General features: G+C 73.2%; 18 protein-coding genes. 9 read left to right on the top strand and 9 right to left on the bottom strand.

Features of this window, described 5'->3' with window-relative positions; all coding sequences use genetic code 11:
- Nucleotides 1–32: 32 nt before the first annotated feature.
- Together BLQ34_RS09275 and BLQ34_RS09270 are read right to left on the bottom strand one after the other, a co-directional pair.
- Nucleotides 33–587, bottom strand: coding sequence for an Rv3235 family protein (locus BLQ34_RS09275; protein ID WP_091784403.1), 555 nt, complete (start codon nt 585–587; stop codon nt 33–35).
- Between the two features lie 349 nt (nt 588–936).
- A complete protein-coding gene (locus BLQ34_RS09270; RefSeq protein ID WP_157692966.1) occupies nt 937–1392 on the bottom strand; it encodes a hypothetical protein in 456 nt (151 codons plus the stop codon).
- 186 nt (nt 1393–1578) lie between these two features.
- On the opposite strand from BLQ34_RS09270, the gene BLQ34_RS09265 reads away from it, so the two are divergent.
- A complete protein-coding gene (locus BLQ34_RS09265; RefSeq protein ID WP_091784398.1) occupies nt 1579–2157 on the top strand; it encodes a hypothetical protein in 579 nt (192 codons plus the stop codon).
- Here the strand turns inward: BLQ34_RS09265 and BLQ34_RS09260 are convergent.
- A complete protein-coding gene (locus tag BLQ34_RS09260; RefSeq protein WP_056922813.1) occupies nt 2142–2366 on the bottom strand; it encodes a helix-turn-helix domain-containing protein in 225 nt (74 codons plus the stop codon). The genes BLQ34_RS09265 and BLQ34_RS09260 overlap by 16 nt on opposite strands.
- A gap of 258 nt (nt 2367–2624) precedes the next feature.
- Between BLQ34_RS09260 and BLQ34_RS09255 the strand changes: the two genes are divergently transcribed.
- Nucleotides 2625–3329: a CpaB family protein gene (locus BLQ34_RS09255; RefSeq protein WP_157692965.1), complete on the top strand. Its 705-nt coding sequence runs from the start codon at nt 2625–2627 to the stop codon at nt 3327–3329.
- A gap of 64 nt (nt 3330–3393) precedes the next feature.
- A complete protein-coding gene (locus BLQ34_RS09250; RefSeq protein ID WP_091784392.1) occupies nt 3394–4728 on the top strand; it encodes an AAA family ATPase in 1335 nt (444 codons plus the stop codon).
- Here the strand turns inward: BLQ34_RS09250 and BLQ34_RS09245 are convergent.
- Nucleotides 4718–6043: a hypothetical protein gene (locus BLQ34_RS09245; RefSeq protein WP_091784389.1), complete on the bottom strand. Its 1326-nt coding sequence runs from the start codon at nt 6041–6043 to the stop codon at nt 4718–4720. The genes BLQ34_RS09250 and BLQ34_RS09245 overlap by 11 nt on opposite strands.
- Nucleotides 6040–6477 (bottom strand): cupredoxin domain-containing protein, encoded by a 438-nt coding sequence (locus BLQ34_RS18770; protein ID WP_231961542.1) that lies wholly within the window; start codon nt 6475–6477, stop codon nt 6040–6042. The genes BLQ34_RS09245 and BLQ34_RS18770 overlap by 4 nt, the downstream gene beginning before the upstream one ends.
- Nucleotides 6478–6526: 49 nt before the next feature.
- Here BLQ34_RS18770 and BLQ34_RS09235 point away from each other — a divergent pair, with 49 nt between their 5' ends.
- From BLQ34_RS09235 to BLQ34_RS09215, 5 genes are all read left to right on the top strand, one after another.
- On the top strand, nt 6527–7951 hold the full coding sequence (locus BLQ34_RS09235; protein ID WP_091784386.1) for a WS/DGAT/MGAT family O-acyltransferase: 1425 nt from the start codon (nt 6527–6529) through the stop codon (nt 7949–7951).
- On the top strand, nt 7948–8979 hold the full coding sequence (locus BLQ34_RS09230) for a patatin-like phospholipase family protein (RefSeq protein WP_091784382.1): 1032 nt from the start codon (nt 7948–7950) through the stop codon (nt 8977–8979). Before BLQ34_RS09235 ends, BLQ34_RS09230 begins: the two co-directional genes overlap by 4 nt.
- The gene (locus BLQ34_RS09225) at nt 8976–9398 is read left to right on the top strand and encodes a DUF6912 family protein (protein ID WP_091784379.1); all 423 of its coding nucleotides are present in this window, start codon (nt 8976–8978) and stop codon (nt 9396–9398) included. Before BLQ34_RS09230 ends, BLQ34_RS09225 begins: the two co-directional genes overlap by 4 nt.
- Before the next feature lie 115 nt (nt 9399–9513).
- Nucleotides 9514–9999, top strand: coding sequence for a hypothetical protein (locus BLQ34_RS09220; protein ID WP_091784376.1), 486 nt, complete (start codon nt 9514–9516; stop codon nt 9997–9999).
- A 30-nt stretch (nt 10000–10029) separates the two neighbouring features.
- Nucleotides 10030–11577, top strand: coding sequence for a flotillin family protein (locus tag BLQ34_RS09215; protein WP_091784373.1), 1548 nt, complete (start codon nt 10030–10032; stop codon nt 11575–11577).
- Here the strand turns inward: BLQ34_RS09215 and BLQ34_RS09210 are convergent.
- On the bottom strand, nt 11567–12427 hold the full coding sequence (locus BLQ34_RS09210; protein ID WP_157692963.1) for an alpha/beta fold hydrolase: 861 nt from the start codon (nt 12425–12427) through the stop codon (nt 11567–11569). The genes BLQ34_RS09215 and BLQ34_RS09210 overlap by 11 nt on opposite strands.
- 79 nt (nt 12428–12506) lie before the next feature.
- Here BLQ34_RS09210 and pruA point away from each other — a divergent pair, with 79 nt between their 5' ends.
- Entirely contained in the window at nt 12507–14135 is a 1629-nt protein-coding gene (gene pruA, locus BLQ34_RS09205) for an L-glutamate gamma-semialdehyde dehydrogenase (protein WP_091784367.1), read from the top strand.
- A 19-nt stretch (nt 14136–14154) separates the two neighbouring features.
- Here the strand turns inward: pruA and BLQ34_RS09200 are convergent, their stop codons facing one another.
- The 3 genes from BLQ34_RS09200 to BLQ34_RS09190 all read right to left on the bottom strand — a co-directional run bounded on the left by BLQ34_RS09200 (nt 14155) and on the right by BLQ34_RS09190 (nt 16316).
- Nucleotides 14155–14646, bottom strand: coding sequence for a DUF2505 domain-containing protein (locus BLQ34_RS09200; RefSeq protein ID WP_091784364.1), 492 nt, complete (start codon nt 14644–14646; stop codon nt 14155–14157).
- Between the two features lie 72 nt (nt 14647–14718).
- Complete coding sequence (locus BLQ34_RS09195) at nt 14719–15627, bottom strand: 5-oxoprolinase subunit C family protein (protein ID WP_091784361.1); 909 nt, start codon at nt 15625–15627, stop codon at nt 14719–14721.
- Nucleotides 15624–16316 (bottom strand): 5-oxoprolinase subunit B family protein, encoded by a 693-nt coding sequence (locus BLQ34_RS09190; RefSeq protein ID WP_091784357.1) that lies wholly within the window; start codon nt 16314–16316, stop codon nt 15624–15626. Before BLQ34_RS09190 ends, BLQ34_RS09195 begins: the two co-directional genes overlap by 4 nt.
- Nucleotides 16317–16322 lie beyond the last annotated feature (6 nt).

Raw genomic sequence — 16322 nt, 5'->3', positions numbered from 1 at the left:
CCCGGCACGGGTGGCCAGAAGTCGTTGCGGGGTCAGCCGATCTGCAGGGCCTCGACGCGCCAGCGGCCGTCGAGCCCGACCAACCGGAACGCCAGCGCCCGCACCCGGCCGCCGTCGACGACGACGGCGCTGGCCTCGGCCACCCCGTCGGCGGGTTCGCACACGCGCAGGCCGCGCACGACGGTGCGGCGGCTGTCCCCGGCCCCACGCCGGGCCGACACGGACGCGCGGCGGGCCACGACGGCATACACCTCCGGCGTGGTCCACCGCAGCACCTGCGGGGCGGGACGCGCGCCGGCCATCACCTCGACGAGGGCCTGCGCGATGTGCCCCGCCCACGGTCGCGGGTCGGGCAGGTCGTCACGTCGGGTCGGTCGCTCGCCGAAGAGCTGCTCGTCGGTCAGCGTGTCGAAGTCGACCGCCAGCGCATCCTGCACGTAGTGCGGAGCCCGGCTGTCGTCGGGCACCCACGACTCGGTGTCGGTGAGGACCGCTGGCCTGCTGCGGGGGACCGGGACGATCCGCAACGGGGTGAGGCGTCCGGGACCGCTGCCAGGCGTCCCGGCGTCGTCGGCCGCCGGGTTCACCGGCTCACTCCATCAGGTTGCGCGGGTTGTTCGGCCGGCTCGGGAGGGCGGAGCACCTGGCCGGGCAGGAGGCGGTCGGGGTCGGGGCCGACGACGTCGCGGTTCGCGGCGTGCCAGCGCGGCCAGACGGCGGCGACCTCGGCGTCCGAGGCCCCCGGGCCGAGGGTGCGGCGGACGATGCTCCACAGGGAGTCGCCCCGGTGGACGACGACCTCGCCGGCCGGACGCGCGCCGGCCCCGGCGACCAGCCGGGTGGCGTCCGGGGCCTGGTGGGTCGGCCGCGATGGGGTCCAGCCGGGCCCGGCAGCATCGAGGGGCCGCGACGCCGGGTCCGGCGAGATCGGCCGGGTCAGGGCAAAGCCCGGACCCGACGCCGGCGGCAGGCTGTCGCCGATGGCGCCTGCGGGGGCACCGCCCCGCTGCCCAGGGCCGCGCCGACGAGGACGGCGGCGACCCGTCGGGTGACCACCGGGGCCCAGGCTGCGGCCCACCGGCGCGAGGTGGCGCCGATCCCGCCCGGCAGGTGCGCTGCGACCGCGACCGCGGTGCTGAGCAGCAGCCACCCGCCCAGCACGGCGCACACCGCCAGCACGAGGGCCACGACCGCCTCCGGCAGCGAGGCGGGTGCAGGGCCGGCCAGGACCTGCCAGGACCGCCAGCTCGTGCGCACCGCGAGGAGCTCGAGCACCCCGAGCCCGCCCAGCGCGGTCAGCGGCCGCACCAGTCGCACCGCCCGATCGGCGGCGGCCGCCGGCCTGGTCCCCGGCGCCGACCGGCCCAGCTGTCCCGCTCGCGATGCACCCATGCTCGTCCCCCCTGCCCGGCACACCGTCATGGTGCCGTTGACGTTTGTTTGCCTGTGTTTACGGCGGGTTGAACGTAACAACGTCGGATGGATGTGGCAAGGTGCGAGGGCGGAGGAGGGCGGGCCGGGACGACGAGTGGACAGCGAGGGGACGAGGGGACGACGTGGGGACGACGGGGGACGACGATGCGCTGGGATGACCTGTTCGCGGACCTGGCCGCCCAGTGGGAGGCGCAGGCGCGGCGCGAGCTCGACGGTGAGGTGGCCGACCGGACGCGCCGCGAACGCGCGCTGGTCCGGCTGTCCGACCGGCTCGTGGCGGCAGTGGGTTGTCGGCTCGGCCTGGTGCTCGTGGCGGCCGGGGCGATCGCGGGCCGCGTGCTCGAGGTCGGCGACGGCTGGGTGCTGGTGGCCGACGAGGCCGGGGGCCCGGCGCTCGTGCCTCTTGCGGCGATCACCGGTGTCACGGGGCTGCCGTCAGGGGTGGACGGTGCGGGAGCCAGCCGCCGGTTCGACCTCGGTCACGCACTGCGCGGAGTCAGTCGCGACCGCTCGGCCGTGCTGGTGACGGTGCTCGACGGGACGGTGCTGAGCGGCACGATCGACGCCGTCGGGCGGGACGCGCTCGAGCTCAGCGAGCACCCGGCCGACCTGCCCCGCCGGGCGGGGAACGTCACCGGGCGTCGCCTGGTGCCGTTCGCCGCGGTGGTGCTCCTGCGCCCGGGCCGGGGGGCCGGGGCGCAGGGGGCTCAGTCCTGGCCCTGACCGAACGGGTGCGCGGCGACGAAGGTCTTGGTCTCGCTGTACATCCGCTGGATGTAGCCCTCGAGCTCGGCGACCTCGACGCGCCACTGGCCACGCCCGCCGACCTTGATCGCGGGCAGCTCGCCCGAACGGACCAGTGCGTAGGCCTGGGCCGACGAGATGTCGAGAACTTCCGAGACCTCGGAGAGTTGAATGAAGCGCTTTGCCACGTTGTTCCCCTCTTTCCTCGCTGGCACCTTGACTGGAGCCAGACCTTTCCTTGACCGAATTTTTACCATGTTCTTGTGGCTGCGTCTGTTCGTTGGCCAAATTCTGGCATCGACAGCCGTTTGGGGGAGTTGGCACCCCGACCTTGTGGATGACCCGGAAACCTGTGGACTGCGCCGGATGACCCCCCGAGCCTGCGTCATGATGGCGGCTCCGACGGCTGACGTGGACCGACCGATCCGGACCGAAGGGACCTCGCGATGACTGACCTACCCACGCCCACAGCAGCCCGGTTGGCGCGGCCGAGCTGGCGCGACACCCGCCTGCTCGTCGGCGTGCTGATCGTGCTGGCCTCGGTCGCCCTGGGTGCGGGGGTCGTGGCCCGTGCCGACGACCGCACCCCCGTGTATGCCGCCCGCGCACCGTTGGTGCCCGGCCAGCGGCTCACCGCCGACGACCTGAGCCGGGTCGACGTGCAGCTCGGGTCGCAGCAGCCCCACTACCTCTCCGCCGGCGGGGGCCTGGCGCCCGACCGCTTCGTGGTGCGCCCGGTGGCTGCCGGCGAGCTGGTCCCGGTGGGGGCGGTGGGCGGTCGTGACCAGGTCGGGGTCCAGCCGCTGGTCCTGAGCGTCGATGCCGGCGCCGCCGCCGCGCTGCGCGTCGGGTCGACCGTCGACGTCTACGTCAACCGGGTCGACCCGGGTGACGAGGGGGGCGAGAGCGGCAGGGCCGCCGGAGCGGGTGCTGGCGGTGGGTTCCTCGGACCCGAGCTGACCCTCGAGGCCGTCCCGGTGTCGAGCCTGCCCCGGGCCGGTGGCGGGCTCGGTGGGGGTGCGGCCGGGGACCGCGCCGTGCAGGTGATGGCACCGACTGCCCGGATCAAGGAGGTCATCGCGGCCGTCGACCTCGGCGCGCGGATCACCGTGGTGCCAGTGGCGGGCTCGGCCGTACGAGTCGAGCAGTGATGTGGGCCGAGCAGTGATGCGGGCCGAGCAGTGATGCGGGTCGAGCCGTGACGTGGGTCGAGCAGTGACCCGCCCCGTCATCGCCGCCCTCGACGCCGCGTGGGAGTCCGAGCTGGTCGCCGCCGTGGAGGCCACCGCCGGCTACACGGTGACGCGGCGGTGCGCCGACCTGGCCGACCTGCTCGCCGCGGCCGCCGCCGGCCACGGCCAGATCGCGCTGGTCTCCGCTGACCTGCGGGCCCTCGACCGGCCGGCCCTGCACGAGCTGGCCAGCCACGGCGTCGAGGCGGCAGGGGTCGTCGGCCCTGACGACGAGCCGGGTGAGCGCCGGCTCCGACAGCTCGGCGTCGAGGTTGTGCTGCGGGCCGACCTGGCCAGTCACGAGATCGACGACGCGCTCGACGCGCTCGCCTCCCGGACCCGCCCGCACGGGGGCCGTGGCGAGGCTGCGCCTGACGGCGACCCGGCCGGTTCCAAGACCGCGGAAGGGCCCCAGCCGGCCACCGTGATCGCTGTCTGGGGGCCCACCGGGGCGCCGGGGCGCACGACGGTGGCGCTCAACCTGGCCGCCGAGCTGGCCCTGCGGGCGCCGACCCTGCTGGTCGACCTCGACACCTACGGCGCGTCGGTCGCCCAGCTGCTCGGCCTGCTCGACGAGGCGCCCGGGGTCGCCGCGGCAGCTCGCGCCGCCGACCAGGGCGGCCTCGACCTGGCCGCGCTCGCGCGGGTGGCGCCCGAGGTGACGCCGGGGATGCGGGTGCTGACCGGTCTGCCGCGGGCGCAGCGCTGGACCGAGCTGCGGGCACCGTCGGTGGCCCACGTCCTGGCCACCGCACGCCATCTGGCCAGGTTCGTCGTGGTGGACTGTGGCTTCGCCATCGAGGACGACGAGGAGCTGTCCTACGACACGCTCGCACCGCGTCGCAACGCCGCGACCCTCACCGCGCTCGCGGTGGCCGACGAGCTCGTGGTGGTCGGCACGGCCGACCCGGTCGGGCTGCAGCGGTTGGTGCGCGCGGTCCAGGACCTGACCGACCTGGCCGACCTGGCCGACCTTCCCGACCTGGCCGACCTTCCCGACCTGCCCGGCCTTCCCGCCCGGTCCGGCCGTCCCCCACGGGTGGTCGTCAACCGGGTCCGGCCGGGCGCCGTCGGGCCACGGCCCGAGCAGCGGATCACCGAGGCGCTCGGACGGTTCGCCGGCCTCGGCGACCTCGACTTCCTGCCCGATGACCGGGCGACCCTCGACGCGGCGGTGTTCGCCGGCACGACGCTGGCCGAGGTCGCGCCGCAGTCCGCGCTCCGGCGCGCGATCGCGGCGCTCGCCGACGCCTACGCCGCGCCCCTGCCCGAGCGACGTCGACGGCACCGCAGCCGGCGCGGTGTCGTCAGGAGCTGAACAGCAGGGTCAGCCCGCCCACCGTGTAGCCCACCATGAGCACCAGCAACGGCACCTGGCCGAGCACGGCCGCCCGACGGGGAAAGAGCGTGATGGCCCGCTCGTGGGCGGCGACCACTCCCAGCACGTGACCGGTGATGATGGCCACCACCTGGATGCTCGCGACCAGGCCGGGGGCGATCAGCGCCGCGGACGGGCTGAGGCCGGCCGTGCCGAGCCAGTTCGCGCCGGTCCCGAGGGGGTCGCTCATCTTGGCCAGTCCGTTGGTGCCTTCCCACACCCACAGCGACCAGTAGTGGGCGACGAGGTAGCCCGCGGCGATCGGGATCAGCGACGGGGCGAACGCGGTCGCGATGCCACGCACGCTGACCCCGGCGAGGCGCGCCGAGAGCACGGCGGCGGCATACAGGGACGCGGCGACGACGAGGCTGAAGCCGACCAGCGCAGTGGTCTCCCACAGGCGAGGGGGCAGGCTGGACGACTGGACGAAGGTGTACCAGCGGGTCTCCCCGGAGAACCCGTCGTAGGCGGTGGTCCCGAGCATCACGGAGGTGACGGCGAGCAGCCCTGGCGCCGCGGTGAGCTGGAGTGGTCCGTGCAAGGGGGTGCGCAGCACCCAGCGCCCGTCGGCGCGGCGGCCCAGCGGGCTGAGCGCGCCGTAGAGCGAGGACCAGGCGGTGAAGGGGTCGCCGCGGCGCAGGTAGGGCCGGCCGAAGGTCAGCGCGAGGACGAGGCTGACGATGAGGTAGCCGAGGACCGCCACCCGCAGCACCGGCTGGTCGGCGTTGTCCGGCGCGATCAGCTCGAGCCAGGCGAAGGCGAGCAGCCCGGTCGCGGCGGGCCAGTAGCCCAGCCGGTAGTCGGCGAGGGTGAAGTCGTCCTCGATGCGGGCCGCCCGCAGGATGCCGGTGCGGATCCAGCGGACCGGGTTGACCAGTCGCCAGATGCCGCCGAACACCATCGAGACGAAGGCGAGGCCGACCCAGAGCCAGACGTAGACGACCGACGGCACGGGGTTGTTGGCGTTGTCCTTGCCGAGCAGGAGGGCGAGCAGGGTCCAGGCCGTGATGACGAGCGAGAGGATGACGAACAGGCCACGGACCGCGGCGCTGTCGAGGGCCAGGGCGACCGGCATCGGCAGCAGTCGACCGTCCCGGGCGTCGAGCCGGGGTTGTTTCCACAGTGCGCCGAGCGCCACGAACGACACGACCAGCGCGAGCCCGGCCCCGACCAGCAGGTAGGTGAACGGCAGCGGCAGGTCCTCGCGTGAGCCGACACCGTGCGCAGGCAGGGCCGCCAGGGCGGCGAGGGTCACCGGACCGCGATCTTCATCAGCCGCAGCTCCGGGTGGTGGGTCTCGACCTCGTAGACCCCCGGCTGGTCGCCCTTCACCGTGACGCTCAGCGGCGTGCCCGCCACGAGCTCCTTCTCCACCTCGAAGCCGTGGATGTGCAGCTCGTCGTCGTGGTCGCTGGTCACGGTGAGGGTGAGCTCCTCGCCGACGCCGAGGTCGACGGTGCTCGGCGCGGGCGTGACCTTCGAGCCCTTGACGGTGATGGCGATGGTGCGGCCCGAGGGGCTGGAGCTGGAGGAGGACGACGACGATGACGACGACGATGACGACGAGGAGCTGGTGGCGCTGGTCGTCGAGCTGGTCGACCCAGGGTCGTCACCGGAGGTCCCGCAGGCGGTGAGGGCCAGGGCGAGGGCCAGCCCGGCGGCATACGTCATCGGCACACGCGGCGTCATCTTCGTCACGAAACCGAGTCTAGACAGCGCCATCTGACACGATGAGGCGGTGCCCGACCGCCTCAACTCCCTCGACGCGTCGTTCCTCTACCTCGAAGAGGCGACGACGCCGATGCATGTCGGTTCGGTCATGGTGTTCGACCCGCCGAGCGACGGATTCGACTACGACCGGCTCGTCCAGCTGATCTCGACGCGGATCGCGTTCGTCCCCCGCTACCGGCAGCGGATCCGGCAGGTGCCCGGCCGGCTGGCCAACCCGGTGTGGGTCGACGACGAGAACTTCGACGTCGCCTACCACGTGCGCCGCTCGGCCCTGCCGCGCCCGGGCACCGACGAGCAGCTGCAGGAGTTCGTGGCGCGGATCCAGCCGCGGGCCCTCGACCGGCACCGTCCCCTGTGGGAGGTCTATCTCGTCGAGGGGCTGGCCGAGGGCCGCTTCGCGATCGTCACGAAGTCCCACCAGGCGCTCGTCGACGGCATCAACGCGGTCGACATCGCGCACGTGATCGTGGACGGCGACCCAGCGGCCGAGGGCCTGGTCACCGACACCTGGCGGCCGTCGCGCGAACCCAGCGACGTCGAGCTCCTGACCGGCGCGCTGGTCGACGCGGTGCGCCGACCCAGCGAGGTGGTCGAGAACATCCGCGGCGGGATGGTCGACGTCAAGGCGGTCGGTTCCCGCGCCCTCGCGGCCGCCGGCGACGTCGTCTCGACGCTGGCCCGCACGGCCGCCCGCCCCGCACCGCACTCGCCGCTCAACGCACCGGTGGGCGAGGCCCGCCGCTACGTCATGATCGGCACCGACCTCGATGACTACCGCAAGGTCCGCAGCAGGCTGGCACGGGGCAACTACGCCGACGACGTGTCGATCAACGACGTCGTGCTGGCCACCATCTCCGGCGCCTTCCGCACCTGGCTGCTCACCCGTGGCGAGTCCGTCCACTCGGGCACCACGGTGCGGGCGATGGTGCCGGTCAGCGTCTACGACGAGGACGCCCGGCACGTGGGCAGCCGCCTGACGGCCTGCTTCGTCGACCTGCCGGTGGGTGAGCCCGGGCCCTCCATGCGGCTGCACCAGATCGCGTTCGCGATGCGCCAGCAGATGGAGGGTGGGCAGGCTGTTGGTGCGGAATCCCTTGCGGGACTAGCCGGTTTCGCACCGCCCACGCTGCACTCGCTCGGCGCCCGGCTAGGGAGCGCAGTGTCCCGTCGGCTGTTCAACGTGGTCATCACGAACGTGCCCGGCCCGCAGCACACCTTGTATGCCGGCGACGCGCGGATGCTGTCGACCTACCCGGTCATGCCGCTCGCCAAGGGGCAGGCGCTGTCGATCGGGCTGACCTCCTACGACGGCGGGGTCTACTACGGGCTCAACGCCGACCGTGACTCGATGCCCGACATCGACGTCCTCGGGCAGAGCATCGTCGACTCCCTCGGCGAGCTCCTGGACAGCCACCGGTCGAAGGCGCGATGACCCCGCGTCGCGGCCTCGTGCTCGGCGGGGGCGGGGTGCTCGGTGCCGCGTGGATGGTCGGGGCGCTGACGGCGCTCGAGGCCGAGCTCGGGGTCGACGTCCGCGACTTCGACGAGCTCGTGGGCACCTCGGCCGGAGCCGTCCTCGCCGGCCTGCTCGGGGCCGGTGTGCCGGTCGCCGACCTGCTCACCCACCAGCTCGCGGGCACGGTCGACGCAGGTCCTCTCTCCGGCTACCTGTGGGACTACGACAAGGACACCGGCGGCGACCGACCGGGTCTTCCCAAGGTGGGTCTCGGGTCGCGAGAGCTGTTGCGCCGCAACGCGCTCCACCTTCGGCACCTGCCTCCCACGGCGGTCCTGTCCGCGATCCTCCCCGAGGGGCGCGGCAGCATCGAGGCGGTCGGTGCGATGGTCGGCCACGTCGTCCCGCAGGGTTGGCCGTCCCGGCCCGGGGTCACCGTCGTGGCGCTCGACTACGACACGGGCGAGCGGGTGGCGTTCGGTCGCGAGGGTGCCCCCGAGGTCGACCTCCCGGCGGCCGTGATGGCGTCGTGCGCGATTCCCGGGTGGTACCAGCCGGTGCGGATCGGCGACCACCGCTACATCGACGGCGGCGCCTGGTCGTCGACCAACCTCGACCTGATGGCCGGCCTCGGCCTCGACGAGGTCTACGTCCTCGCCCCGCAGGTCAGCTTCGTCCGCGACGCTCCGCGACACTGGCGCACCCGCGTCGAGCGGCAGTGGCGCAACCGCGTCACCCTGCGCGTGCTGCGCGAGCTCGCCAAGGTGCACGCCGACGGTGCCGAGGTCACGGTGCTCGGGCCCGGCGAGGAGGACCTCGAGGCGATCGGCTCCAACCTCATGGACGTCACCCGTCGGCCGACCGTCATCGCCACGTCGCTGCGCACGTCGGCGGTCGCGCTGCACGACCCGGCGCCGCTGCCCGACGGGTCCGACTTCGAGGAGGTTGGCGACGCCAACCTGCCCGCCGATGACGAAGGACTCCACAGCGAGGACGTGGGATGACCCAGACCAGGATCTACGTGCCCCTCCTGCCGGACGCCCTGCGCCGGCTGGCTGCCGACCGCGAGATCGGACCGACACCGGTCGCCGCGTTCGGTGTCACCGGTCGCATCGAGCGCGCCGATCCCACCGGCCTCGAGGAGGAGTGGGAGTATGCCGCGCTGTCCGAAGCCGTCGACGCCGCGGCCGCGCTCCAGGGCACGACGGTGGTCAAGCGGGTGGTCGCCGCCGCGGACGTCGACCCCGGGGTCGTGAGCGCCGACGGGACCCGCGACGCGCTGGGGGCGGTGACCGTCTCGGCGCCGGTCGCGCTGCGGCAGGTCGTGTCGTTCCACGTCGACGAGGAGGCCGGCAACCAGGGCATGGAGGACCTGCTCTGGTATGACGCCACCGAGCTCGACGAGGTCCTGCGGCTGCTCTGAACGACCCGGTGGCGGGTTCCGCGAAGCGGCGGACGCAACTGCGGCACACCGGTAGTATTCGGGCTCGCCGACGCCCCAGGGGGATGGCCCACGTCGGTGAAGGGGAGGAGTTGGCGTGACCTGGTTCCTGGTCATCGGCGGTATCGGCGTCGTGCTGCTGCTGGTCTCGCTCGTCGGTGGTGACCTGCTCGACGGCATCGACCTCGGCGGGGACCTGTTCTCCGGTGCCGCGCTCGCGGGCTTCCTCGGGGCCTTCGGTTTCGCGGGCGCCCTGGCCGCCGGAGCGAGTGACAGCACGGGGGTCGGCATCGTCGTGGGCCTGGTCTCCGGTGTCGTGGTCGGCGCCCTGGTCGGCTACGCGACGGCGCGCCTGCGCCGAGGCGGTGACGAGGCGACCGTGCGGTCCGCCGACCTGCCCGGCCAGCCCGGCACCGTCATCAGCGCCATCCCCGAGGGCGGGCTCGGCGAGGTCAGCGTCGTCGTGGCCGGCCACATCACCAAGCTCAACGCCCGCGCCGCGACGGCACTGCCCTCCGGCACCCCCGTCACGGTGAGTGCCGTCCTCTCGCCCACGTCCGTCATGGTCCAGCCCCGGGCCTGAGCCCGGTCACCACCCCAGGAGCACACCGCAATGGATTCGCTGTCCCTCCCGCCCGTCCTGCTCGCCGTCGTCGGGATCATCGTCCTGGTCGTGCTGCTCGCCGGCATGGTGACGACCCGCTACAAGGTGGCGGGCCCCAACGAGGCGTTCATCGTGACCGGGCGCAAGGGCAAGGAGGTCCGCAACACCGAGACCGGCCAGGTCTCCACCGACATGTCCGGCCAGAAGGTCGTCATGGGTGGTGGCGTCTTCGTCCTGCCGTTCGTGCAGCGCCTGCACGTCCTCGACCTCTCCTCGCGCAGGATCAGCGTGCAGATCCGCGGAGCCGTGTCGGGCCAGGGCGTCAAGCTGAACCTCGACGGTGTCGCCATCGTCAAGGTGGGCGGCAACGAGGACTCCATCCGGGCCGCGGCCCAGCGCTTCCTGACCCAGCAGGCCGAGATCGAGACCTTCACCCAGGAGACCCTGGCCGGTGCCCTGCGCTCCATCGTCGGCTCGCTGTCGGTCGAGCAGATCATCCGCGACCGCGCCGCCTTCGCCCAGCGGGTCGCCGATGAGTCCGAGACGTCGCTCACCGGCCAGGGCCTGGTCCTCGACACCTTCCAGATCCAGGACATCACCGACGACGGCAGCTACCTCGCCGACCTCGGTCGACCCGAGGCCGCCAAGGTCGGACAGCTCGCGGCCGTCGCCGAGGCTGCGGCCCGGCAGGCCGCCGAGCAGGCGCGGATCGTGGCCGAGCAGGAGATCGCGGTCTCCCAGCGGATGCTCGCCCTGAAGACCTCCGAGATCAAGGCCGAGACCGACGCCGCGCAGGCCCAGGCAGCCGCCGCCGGACCGCTGGCCCAGGCCGACCGCGACCAGGCCATCCTCACCGAGCAGGAGAAGGTGGCCGTGCGCCAGGCCGCCCTCAAGGAGCGTCAGCTCGACACCGAGGTGCGCAAGCCCGCCGACGCCGAGCGCTACCGCGTGGAGACCGAGGCCGAGGGACGCCGCAACTCCCAGATCTTCGACGCCGACGCCCGCAAGGCCGCGTCCATCGCCGCTGCCGAGGCCGACGCGGAGAAGGCCCGGCTGACCGGTGAGGGTGAGAAGTCCCGTCGGTCGGCCCTCGCCGAGGCCGAGGCCATCGAGGGTGCTCGTCGCGGTGAGGCCGAGAAGGCCCGCCGCATCGCGGAGGCCGAGGCGACCAAGGCCGAGGGTGACGCGCAGGCAGCCGCCATCCTCGCGACCGGTGAGGCCGAGGCGGAGGCGATGAACAAGCGGGCCGAGGCGTTCGCGCGCTACAACGACGCCGCCGTCCTGCAGATGCTCGTGGAGGTCCTGCCTCAGGTGGCCCGCGAGGTCGCCGCACCGATGGCGTCGATCGACAAGCTCACCGTGGTCTCCACGGACGGTGCGGGCCAGCTGCCGCGCCAGGTCACCGACAACATCGTCCAGACGATGGAGCTGCTCAAGAACACCACCGGCGTCGACCTCGAGTCACTGCTCGGCGGTTACCTCAACCGTGGCCAGGGTCGCGGTGACGCGAACGGCACGCCCGCGGCACCCGCCGGGGAGCTGACCGTCAAGGAGTGACGCGCTCGCCGGGCGCAGCGACGCGGTGCTCGTCCAGGAACCGGTCGACCACCGCGTGGAAGTCCTCGGCGCGGTCGCGGCGGATGCAGTGGCCGGCTCCTTCGACCACCCGGATCTGCACCTGCGGGTTGGCGAGCCCGGCAGCTCGCGCTCGGACCGCTGGGGTGACGGGTCCGCCCCGCTCGGCGAGCAGCACCAGGGTCGGGACCCCGATGGCCGTGACGATCTCGTCCCACGGCTCCAGCAGGTTCGCGATGCCGAGGTCGAGGAAGTCGAGGTCGACCTGTGCCTTGGACTCGACCCAGGGTGCGAGCTCGACCTCCGGCCAGGTCGGGTTGTCGGCGCGTCCCTTGTCGAGCTGACCGGCGGGGTCGTCGGCGAAGGCGCGGCACTCCGCCACCCGCTCGTGGACGATGCCGCGCGGCTGCACCCGCTCGGCGGGGTCGCGCCACGCGGGGTCCTCCAGCACGGCCGCGGCCACGAGGTCGGGCCGTCGTGCGGCCAGCGCGCCCGCCATGCCGCCACCCATCGAGTGCCCCACGACGAGCACCGGCCCCCCGCGGCCGGAGGCGACGCGCGCGACGGTGGCCTCGGCGGCGGCATACATCGCCTCCATGGGGTCGGCAGCGGAGAGCTGCTCCCGGGTGAACCGCGGTGACCGCCCGTGGCCGAGCAGGTCGACGCCGACGACGCGCCAGCGCGGCGACCAGCGGCGCACCGCGTCCGGCCAGCAGTCGCCGGAGTCGCCGAGGCCGTGCAGCAGCACCACGGTGGGCGTGGCGGGGTCGGCGGGGCCGGACCAGCGGTAGGCCAGCTCGGTGGCGTCGGGGGCATCGAGGGCAGGCGGCATACGTGACACCATAGGTGCGCGCTGCGCTGCCACCCAGCCGCGCCCGAGCCACCGAAGCGACCCCGAGGAGCCAGCCCACATGGATGCCGTCACCCAGGTGCCCGTCCCCGTCAACGAGACCGTCCTCGACTACGCGCCGGGCAGTCCCGAGCGTGCGTCGCTCGAGGTGGCGCTCGCAGAGCTGGGCAGCGCGAGCACCGACCTGCCCCACACCATCGCGGGCAAGCGGGTCATGGGCACGGGCAAGAAGATCGAGGTGCGCCAGCCGCACGCGCGCCGCAAGGTGCTCGGCACGATGCGCAACGCCACCCTCGGTGACGCCCAGGCCGCAGTCGACGCGGCCAAGGCGGCGGCGCCCCAGTGGCGCGAGACCTCCTTCGACGACCGGGCGGCCATCCTGCTCAAGGCAGCCGAGCTGCTCTCCGGGCCGTGGCGCGCGCACCTCAACGCGGCGACGATGCTGGGCCAGTCCAAGACCGCCTACCAGGCCGAGATCGACGCCGCCTGCGAGCTGATCGACTTCTGGCGGATCAACGTGCACTTCGCCCGCCAGATCCTCGCCGAGCAGCCGCCGCTCAACGCCAAGGGCATCTGGAACCGCACCGACCACCGCCCGCTCGAGGGCTTCGTCTACGCGATCACCCCGTTCAACTTCACCGCCATCGCGGGCAACCTGCCGACCGCCCCGGCCCTGATGGGCAACACCGTCGTGTGGAAGCCGAGCCCGACGCAGCAGTTCGCCGCGCAGCTCACCATGTCGCTGCTCGAAGAGGCCGGTATGCCGCCCGGCGTCATCAACATGGTCACCGGCGACGGCCTCAACGTCTCGAAGGTGGCCCTGGCCGACCCCGACCTCGCCGGCATCCACTTCACCGGCTCGACCCCGACCTTCCAGCACCTGTGGCAGGAGGTCGGCGCCAACCTGCCGAGCTACCGCACCTACCCGCGCCTCGTCGGCGAGACCGGGGGCAAGGACTTCATCCTGGCGCACCCCTCCGCCGACCCGGATGTGTTGCGCACGGCCATGATCCGCGGCGCGTTCGAGTTCCAGGGCCAGAAGTGCTCGGCGGCCTCCCGCGCCTACGTGCCGCGCTCGCTGTGGAAGAAGATCAAGGCCGACCTCGTGTCGATCACCAACGGCCTCAGCCAGGGTGACGTAACCGACCTGTCGAACTTCATGGGCGCCGTCATCGACGAGCGGGCCTACGCCAAGCACACCGCCGCCATCGACCGCGCGCACGCGACGGCCGGGGTCGACGTCGTGGCCGGTGGCACCTACGACGACAGCGAGGGCTGGTTCATCCGCCCGACGGTGCTCGAGATCGACGACCCGACCGACGAGTCGTTCCGCACCGAGTACTTCGGCCCGATCCTGTCGGTGCACGTCTATCCCGACCGTCAGTACGACAAGGTGCTCGACCAGATGGAGTCGTTCGCGCCGTTCGGCCTGACCGGCTCGATCATCGCGCAGGACCGCTACGTGATCGCCGACGCGACCGCGCGCCTGCGGTTCGCGGCCGGCAACTTCTACATCAACGACAAGCCGACCGGTGCGGTCGTCGGGCAGCAGCCGTTCGGTGGTGGGCGGGCCTCGGGCACCAACGACAAGGCCGGTGCCGCGCAGAACCTCCTGCGCTGGACCAGCGCCCGCTCGATCAAGGAGACCTTCGACCCGCCGAAGGCGCACGCCTACCCGCACATGGGCTGACGCCCGGGCGGGCCTGCGCCTAGCGGTTGAGCCAGGTCCTGGCGGTCTGGGCCTCGATGTCGATGGCCTCTTCGATCGGCGGGGCCGCGGCCTTCTCGATCTTGCCGCCGATGAGGGGCACCTTGGCCTTGAGCTCGGCGTCGAGGGTCTCGACGGTGCAGCCCGGGCCGGGCGCGAGCATCAGGGTGCCCTTGAGCGAGATGGGGGCGCCGGCGACGGCCATCTCGACGGTGCCGCGGCGACCGCCGCTGGCCGAGGCCGGTCCCCAGTCCTGCGTCTCGGTGACCTTCAGGGTGTCGCCGACCATCGACTTGGCGAAGTCGGGCAGGCCGTCGCTGGGCAGGACGCGCTCGGTGGTGATGACCGTGTGGTCACCGACCGTCTCGACGTTGGCCGAGTGCTTGATGGCTGCGGTGGCCGCGCACTTCGCCTCTTGGAACGCCACGTCGGACAGGACTGCGAAGACCGCGTCGGGGGTGCCGGGGTACTCGATCGACTTGGCGATCTTCATGCGACTGCTCCTGTCACCGGGGTGCCGGGCCCACCGGTCGGCGGACGTGGCGTCAGCGTAAGCCACCGGGGCTCAGGATCGCGACGACAGAAGTCGCACGCGCACCTGCTGACCTGCAACGAGCTGGGCGGCGAGGTCGGTGGCGTGGTCGGTGAGGACGGCCACGACGGGGTAGCCGCCGGTGACCGGGTGGTCGGCGAGGAAGAGCACCGGGCGGCCGTCGGCAGGCACCTGCACCGCGCCACGGACCACCCCCTCACTGGGGAGCTCGCGGTCGACCAGCGCAGCGGTCCGACGCAGCGCAGGGCCGTCGAGCCGGATGCCCACGCGGTCGCTGGCCGGGTCGACCGTCCAGGTGGCAGCGGTCAGCCGCGTCGGGTCGTGCAGCCAGTCCCTGCGTGGGCCGGGCAGTGCGTCGAGCGTGACCGGCCCGGCCGACGGAGGGGCGACGGGCGCGACGTCGACAGTGGGCTGACCGGCCGGTCGGCCGACCGGCAGCACGTCGCCGGCCCGCAGGGGTGGCGGCCCGATGCCAGAAAGCGTGTCGTACGAACGAGATCCGAGCACCATGGGCACCGCGATACCGCCGCGGACGCTGACATAGGTGCGCATGCCGCTGACCGGTGCGCCCAGCGCCAGGACGGAGCCGCGTCGCAGGGTGAGTGGAGCGGCGTGACCCACCGGGCGGGCATCGATGGTGGCCGGGGTGGGCGCCCCGGTCAGCACGACGGTGACCGTGTCGAGCGCCCGGAGGCCGAGGCCACCGTGGTGCGCCTCGACCGCCGCGAGGTCGGTGCCCTGGCCGAGGAGGCGCGCTCCGAGCGCGAAGGCACCCCGGTCGGCGGCCCCGGAAGGCCCGACCCCGAGCTCGGACAGACCGGGTCGGCCGCGGTCCTGGAGCAGCGCCAGCGGCCCCGGCTCCAGCACCTCGAGACGGGCGGGTGCCGCGGGCTCCGGTGTCGTGCGCTCCCAGCCAGTCACGAGGCACCACCTGCGTCCGTGAACTGCACCACCAGCCCGGGTCGCAGCAGGGCCGGCGGGTCGCGGTCGAGGTCCCACAGCACCTGCTCGGTGTGCCCGATCAGCTGCCAGCCGCCGGGGGAGGACCGCGGGTAGACGCCGCTGAAGGCCCCGGCGAGTCCCACCGAGCCGGAGGGCACCCGGGTGCGCGGGGTCTCCCGACGGGGGACGTCGAGCCGGGGGTCTCCGTCGACGAGGTAGGCGAATCCGGGGGCGAACCCCGCGAAGCCCACCCGCCAGGGCCGACCGGTGTGGGCAGCGACCACCTCGGCCCGCGACAACCCGGTCAGCTCTGCCACCTCGTCGAGATCCGGCCCGTCGTAGCGGACGACGACCTCGACCACCTCGGCCACCTCGGCCACCTCGGTGTCGGCACCGGAACCGTCAGAGGGGTCGGTAGGTGCGAACCCCTCGGACGGTTCCGAACCCGCCCGAACGGTCAGGAGCCCGGACACCTCGGCGACGACGTGCCGCAGCGACGCGGGGGAGTCGGAGACGAGGAGCAGGGTGCGCGCGCCCACCACGGCGTCGAGCAGACCGGGCAGGCGGTCGTCGACCCACAGCCGACGGTGCAACGCCAACGCCTGGGCGAGGTCGTCGACCTCGACGAGGAGGGCCCGCTCGCCACTGGGAAGCAGTCGACCGGTCACGACGGC

Source organism: Pedococcus dokdonensis, from assembly GCF_900104525.1.
Classification (GTDB): Bacteria; Actinomycetota; Actinomycetes; order Actinomycetales; family Dermatophilaceae; genus Pedococcus; species Pedococcus dokdonensis.
This window is presented reverse-complemented; position numbering and strand designations above follow the sequence as displayed.

Coding starts and splice junctions, on each gene's coding strand:
- BLQ34_RS09270 (WP_157692966.1), bottom strand. CDS start 1,392: ATGGGTGCATCGCGAGCGGGACAGCTGGGCCGGTCGGCGCCGGGGACC.
- BLQ34_RS09265 (WP_091784398.1), top strand. CDS start 1,579: ATGCGCTGGGATGACCTGTTCGCGGACCTGGCCGCCCAGTGGGAGGCG.
- BLQ34_RS09255 (WP_157692965.1), top strand. CDS start 2,625: ATGACTGACCTACCCACGCCCACAGCAGCCCGGTTGGCGCGGCCGAGC.
- BLQ34_RS18770 (WP_231961542.1), bottom strand. CDS start 6,477: ATGACGCCGCGTGTGCCGATGACGTATGCCGCCGGGCTGGCCCTCGCC.
- BLQ34_RS09230 (WP_091784382.1), top strand. CDS start 7,948: ATGACCCCGCGTCGCGGCCTCGTGCTCGGCGGGGGCGGGGTGCTCGGT.
- BLQ34_RS09225 (WP_091784379.1), top strand. CDS start 8,976: ATGACCCAGACCAGGATCTACGTGCCCCTCCTGCCGGACGCCCTGCGC.
- BLQ34_RS09215 (WP_091784373.1), top strand. CDS start 10,030: ATGGATTCGCTGTCCCTCCCGCCCGTCCTGCTCGCCGTCGTCGGGATC.
- BLQ34_RS09210 (WP_157692963.1), bottom strand. CDS start 12,427: ATGCCGCCTGCCCTCGATGCCCCCGACGCCACCGAGCTGGCCTACCGC.
- pruA (WP_091784367.1), top strand. CDS start 12,507: ATGGATGCCGTCACCCAGGTGCCCGTCCCCGTCAACGAGACCGTCCTC.
- BLQ34_RS09200 (WP_091784364.1), bottom strand. CDS start 14,646: ATGAAGATCGCCAAGTCGATCGAGTACCCCGGCACCCCCGACGCGGTC.